The sequence below is a fragment of the Streptomyces sp. NPDC050423 genome, assembly GCF_040655445.1.
GTDB lineage: Bacteria > Actinomycetota > Actinomycetes > Streptomycetales > Streptomycetaceae > Streptomyces.
Genome location: NZ_JBFAJY010000054.1, coordinates 1 through 5,017 on the forward strand (window position 1 = coordinate 1; position 5,017 = coordinate 5,017).

At 70.5% G+C, this 5,017-nt stretch carries 4 protein-coding genes and 1 pseudogene; 3 read left to right on the forward strand and 2 right to left on the reverse strand.

Annotation, left to right across the window (positions count from 1 at the left end; all coding sequences use genetic code 11):
* Positions 1 to 213: 213 nt before the first annotated feature.
* The gene (locus AB0I52_RS29715) at positions 214 to 1,527 is read right to left on the reverse strand and encodes an LCP family protein (RefSeq protein ID WP_363077812.1); all 1,314 of its coding nucleotides are present in this window, start codon (positions 1,525 to 1,527) and stop codon (positions 214 to 216) included.
* A gap of 119 nt (positions 1,528 to 1,646) precedes the next feature.
* Between AB0I52_RS29715 and AB0I52_RS29720 the strand changes: the two genes are divergently transcribed.
* Positions 1,647 to 2,195 carry an acyl-CoA thioesterase gene (locus AB0I52_RS29720; RefSeq protein WP_362965480.1) on the forward strand — a complete coding sequence of 183 codons (549 nt, stop codon included), beginning with the start codon at positions 1,647 to 1,649 and terminating at the stop codon, positions 2,193 to 2,195.
* A 40-nt stretch (positions 2,196 to 2,235) separates the two neighbouring features.
* Here the strand turns inward: AB0I52_RS29720 and AB0I52_RS29725 are convergent, their stop codons facing one another.
* Positions 2,236 to 3,600 (reverse strand): LCP family protein, encoded by a 1,365-nt coding sequence (locus AB0I52_RS29725; RefSeq protein WP_363077814.1) that lies wholly within the window; start codon positions 3,598 to 3,600, stop codon positions 2,236 to 2,238.
* Between the two features lie 278 nt (positions 3,601 to 3,878).
* Between AB0I52_RS29725 and AB0I52_RS29730 the strand changes: the two genes are divergently transcribed.
* Both AB0I52_RS29730 and AB0I52_RS29735 read left to right on the forward strand, forming a co-directional pair.
* Entirely contained in the window at positions 3,879 to 4,913 is a 1,035-nt protein-coding gene (locus AB0I52_RS29730; RefSeq protein WP_363077816.1) for a glycosyltransferase family 2 protein, read from the forward strand.
* A gap of 17 nt (positions 4,914 to 4,930) precedes the next feature.
* Positions 4,931 to 5,017: pseudogene (locus AB0I52_RS29735) on the forward strand (type II toxin-antitoxin system VapB family antitoxin); the annotation flags it as partial.

Consider the following 5,017-nt stretch of genomic DNA (forward strand, 5'->3'; position numbering starts at 1 on the left):
CCGGCGGTGTCTGGCACGCACGCTCGCCGCGTTGTCGGGATCGCCCCGATACAACCAGTATCGGGGCGACCCTCCGCCTTGCGATCGCACGCACCAGACACCGCCGGGCCCGCCCGTCGGGCGGACGGCGCTACTTTCGAAACACGCCCTAGCGGCCGCACCCGCGACGGGGCCCGGACGGCGAACCGTCCGGGCCCCGTCGGGTGGCTGCCGTCAGTTTCCGGAGACGGTGACCTTCTCGTCGTTGTTGAGCTGCTCGACCAGCTGCTTGACCTTGGCCTTGTCCCAGACCAGGTTGCCGCCGGTGGAGCCGGAGATCGGCATGTTCATCGACGTGCCGTCGCCGCCCGTGACGCCCTTCATGGCGAAGAACATCTTGCCCAGCGACCAGAGCGACATGTCCTTGTCGACGACGAGGGTGTCCAGGCCGGCGCCCATCGTCGGGTACAGCTTGAACGGGTTGAGGATCGTCGACGGCGTCGCCGTCTGGCTCGCCAGCGCCGCGAGGAACTTCTGCTGGTTCTTCGTACGGTCCAGGTCGCTGCCCGCGAAGGCGTACCGGGTCCGGACGAAGGCGAGGGACTGCTCGCCGTTCAGCGTCTGCTTGCCCGCCTTGAAGTCCGCGCCGGAGTTCTTGTCCTTGAACGCCTTGGGGATGTCGAGCTCCACCCCGCCGATCGCGTCCACGATCTTGGCGAAGCCGCCGAAGCCGATCTCGACGTAGTGGTCGATATGCAGGCCGGTGTTGAACTCGACGGTACGGACGAGGAGTTCGGGGCCGTCCTCGGCGTACGCGGCGTTCAGCTTGGTGAAGCGGCCGCGAGCCGGGTAGAGCTTGCCCGAGTCCGATCCCTTGTACGACGGGATCTCGACGTTCGAGTCACGCGGCAGCGAGACCAGCGTCGGGCCGTTGCCGCCGTCGTGCAGGATCATCATCGAGTCGGTCCGCTTGCCCTCGGCGGAACCGGTGTGAAGCTTCTTCTTGTCCTCGGCGGTCATGCCCTCGCGGCTGTCCGACCCGACGATCAGGTAGTTCGTGCCGTCGCCGCCCTTGGGCCGCTCGATGACCTTGGAGAGGTCGACGTCGCGCTTCAGCTTGGAGTCGGCCCAGAAGTACGTGCCGATGGAGACGGCGAGCACCACCACCACCAGGGCCAGTGCGCCGATCTTGATCCGGCGGCGCCAGTCCGGTGCGGCCGACGGGCGGCCCTGGACGTATCCGCCGTCACCCGGTCCGCCGCCCTGGCCCCCACCGCGCCCGCCGCCGTTGCCGCCGCCGTAGACCTGGCCCGTGTTGTAGCCGCTGTCGTACTGCGAGCCGTCGTCGTAGCCGCCGGACTGCTGCGGCACCTGCCGCTGCCGCGACGGTGCGGGGCGCCGCTGCGACGGGGCGGGCTGCTGGGACGGGACGGGGCGCTGGACGTGCGGCATCGCGCGGGCGCTCTCGGGCCGGTCGCTCGCGCTTCCCTGCCCGTAGCGGTTGCCGCGGCGGTTGTCGTCGTTCCGGCCCTCGGGCCAATCGTTCATGCGATCCAGTGTGCAGGCCCGGCCCACTGCTATTACAGGGTGTAAGTGAAATCGGACCAGGGCTGTTGCGAAGCTGATGCATTGCGACGGGCCCGAAGCCCCCGCATAAGGTGGAGGGCATGACAGATCAGGCTCCGCGCCCGGAGGGCGACATTCCGGGCAAGCCGACCGCGGCCTCCCGGACCACCCTCAGCCACATCATGACCGGCAGCGACACCAATCTGCTGGGCACGGTGCACGGTGGCGTGATCATGAAGCTGGTCGACGACGCGGCGGGCGCGGTGGCCGGCCGGCACTCCGGCGGTCCCGCGGTCACGGCCTCGATGGACGAGATGGTCTTCCTGGAGCCGGTCCGCGTGGGTGACCTTGTTCACGTCCGCGCCCAGGTGAACTGGACCGGCCGCTCCTCGATGGAGGTCGGCGTCCGGGTCATGGCCGAGCGGTGGAACGAGTCGACCCCGGCCCAGCAGGTGGGCAGCGCCTACCTCGTGTTCGCCGCGGTCGACGCGGACGGCCGCCCGCGCGCCGTACCCCCGGTGATCCCGGAGACCGAACGCGACAACCGGCGCTACCAGGAGGCGCAGATCCGCCGTACGCACCGGCTGGCCCGGCGCCGCGCGATCAGGGAACTGCGCGAGAAGCGCGTCGCCGACGGCATCGAGGACTGAGAAACCGGGGGCCGGTGCTGCTGCGCCCCGGCCCTGTCGCCTACGGGCAGACCACCTCGTCGCCCGTGACCGCGCCGAACCTCCCCTGCTCGGGCTCCTCGGCCCGGACCCGCTCCACCTTCGCGTAGTCCGCGCCCGCGATCACCTTCATCGTGGCGCCCTGACCCTTCACCGCCCTCAGCTCCGCCCCCGGCAGCGCCGCCGCCAGTGACTTCGCGGACCGGTCCCAGCGCGGGTCGTACGTGACCAGGGTGTGCTTGAGATCGCGCTGCTCCCCGTTGAGCGGGGCCCTGGTGGTGTCGAAGCCGGTGCCGTGCAGCGCGGTGTCGACCGTGCCGCCGAGGCCGTCCTTCGGGGTCCCGTTGTAGACCTGGACCCGGATCTGCTGCGGCGGCACGTCCACCGTCTTCGCGGGCGGCTGCTCGGGCCGCTTCACCGTGAGCGGCTTGTCCTCGCGCAGCGCCTGGAACAGCTCCTTCGACTTCTCCGGGTCCCACTTCACCGTCGAGCCGATGCCCTTGACCCGGTAGGCGACATCGCCCATCGGTACCGAGGCGAATTCGGACGAGGCGGCGGAGAAGCCCCGCATCGCCTGGCCGAGGTCCAGCATCTGCTGTGTACCGAAGCCCTTGTCCGCCCGTACCGACTTCAGCATCGTCGAGGCGACCTCGCGGAACTTCACCGGGTTCAGCAGCACTCCGCTGCTGGTCGTCTGCTTGATCAGCGAGGCGAGGAACTTCTGCTGGCGCTGCATCCGGCCCAGGTCGGCGGCGCCGTCGATGTGCCGGGAGCGTACGTACTGGAGCGCCTGGCCACCGTCCAGCTCGTGGGTGCCCGCCGCGAGGTCCAGGCCGGTGTACGCGTCCTTCATCGGCCGGGTGGTGCAGATCTTCACCCCGCCCAGGGTGTCCACCGTCGTCATGAAGCTGGTGAAGTCGACCTCCAGGTAGTGGTCGACCTTGACGCCCGTCATGTGCTCGACGGTCCGTACGGTCAGACCGGGCCCGCCCTCGGCATAGGCGGCGTTCAGCTTCACCGGGTGGGCCGCGTGCTCCTTGCCGGTGGTCTGGTCCCGGTGCTCGGGGATCTCGGCGTAGCTGTCGCGCGGCAGGCTGACGATGCTGGCGCGCTGCTTGTCCGCCGACAGGTGCACCAGCATGATCGTGTCCGTGCAGTGGCAGGGCTCACCGCCCAGCCGGTACTTCTCCTTCTCCTCCTTGGTGATCTTGTCGCGGCCGTCGGTGCCGACCAGCAGCAGATTCATGCCGTGACCGCCCGCGGGCCGGTTCTTCATGTCCTTGAACGGGTCGATCCGGTCGATCCCGGTCTCCAGGCTGGTGACGACGGCATGACCGATGCCGCCGGCGCCGAGGACCAGTACGGACAGCCCGGTCGCCATCCGCATTCCCCAGCGCGGTCTCTCGTCCGGCTTTCTGGGCCGCCTGGGCTGCGGGGGAGCGGCGCGGGGCCGCGGCGGACGGGGGGAGCGTGGCGGCGTGGGCACGGGGGGACCTCCGCGGTGCAAGGGGGACCTGTCGCACGGTAGGCCCATACGATCTGCATCCCGGTCCGTGAACCGGCGGCGCGCGCCCGGTTCCCCCATTCGCGGTAACGTGGCGGCCGAATGACGCCGCCTGGTGGGGTTCGGACCCCCGGCGCCCCCGAGGACCCCCCGAGGACCACATGTCTGCCGCGCAGCACCCCGCCGTCTCCGTGATCATGCCGGTGCTCAATGAGGAGCGCCATCTCAGGAACTCCGTCCGGCACATCCTGGAGCAGGAGTACTCCGGCGAGATGGAGGTGGTGATCGCGCTCGGCCCGTCCACGGACCGTACCGACGAGATCGCCGCCGAACTGGTCGCGGAGGACCCCCGGGTCCACACCGTGCCGAATCCGACCGGCCGCACCCCCGCCGCGCTCAACGCCGCGATCAAGGCGTCCAGCCACCCGGTCGTGGTGCGCGTCGACGGCCACGGCATGCTCTCGCCGAACTACATCGCGACCGCCGTCCGGCTCCTGGAGGAGACGGGCGCGCAGAACGTCGGCGGCATCATGCAGGCCGAGGGCGAGAACGCCTGGGAGGACGCCGTCGCCGCGGCCATGACGTCGAAGATCGGCGTCGGCAACGCGGCCTTCCACACCGGCGGCCAGGCGGGACCGGCCGAGACCGTGTTCCTGGGCGTCTTCCGCCGGGAGGCCCTGGAGAAGGCCGACGGGTACAACATCGAGTTCATCCGCGCCCAGGACTGGGAGCTGAACTTCCGCATCCGTGAGGCCGGCGGCCTGATCTGGTTCTCGCCCGAGCTGCGGGTGCAGTACCGCCCCCGCCCCTCCGTCCGGGCACTCGCCAAGCAGTACAAGGACTACGGCCGCTGGCGCCACGTCGTCGCCCGCTACCACTCCGGCTCGATCAACCTGCGCTACCTGGCCCCGCCGACCGCCGTCGTCGCGATCGCGGCGGGCATCGTCGTCGGTGCCGCCGTCACCCCGTGGGCCCTGGTCGTCCCGGCCGGGTACGTCGCGGCCATCGTCGCCGGATCGCTCCCGGCCGGCAGGGGACTGCCGCTGAAGGCGCGGGCGCTGATCCCGGTGGCGCTGGCCACCATGCACATGTCGTGGGGGTACGGCTTCCTGACCAGCCCGCGCTCACTGGCGAGGAAGGTCATCGCCAGCCGCCGCCCGCCGGTCAGCGAGGAGCCGGGCACTCCGGTGGCCTGACCGGGAGCTCGTACGCAGTCAACGGGGCTCTACGGGACTATGTAGCGCGCATCAAGCGGCTGGAGGCCGCTGAGAAGCTGGCCGCGCGTGGTGAGCGGGGCGAG

Bases quoted from the DNA above. Each gene is read 5' to 3' on its own strand.
- AB0I52_RS29715 (WP_363077812.1), bottom strand. From the start codon at position 1,527: ATGAACGATTGGCCCGAGGGCCGGAACGACGACAACCGCCGCGGCAAC.
- AB0I52_RS29720 (WP_362965480.1), top strand. From the start codon at position 1,647: ATGACAGATCAGGCTCCGCGCCCGGAGGGCGACATTCCGGGCAAGCCG.
- AB0I52_RS29725 (WP_363077814.1), bottom strand. From the start codon at position 3,600: ATGCGGATGGCGACCGGGCTGTCCGTACTGGTCCTCGGCGCCGGCGGC.
- AB0I52_RS29730 (WP_363077816.1), top strand. From the start codon at position 3,879: ATGTCTGCCGCGCAGCACCCCGCCGTCTCCGTGATCATGCCGGTGCTC.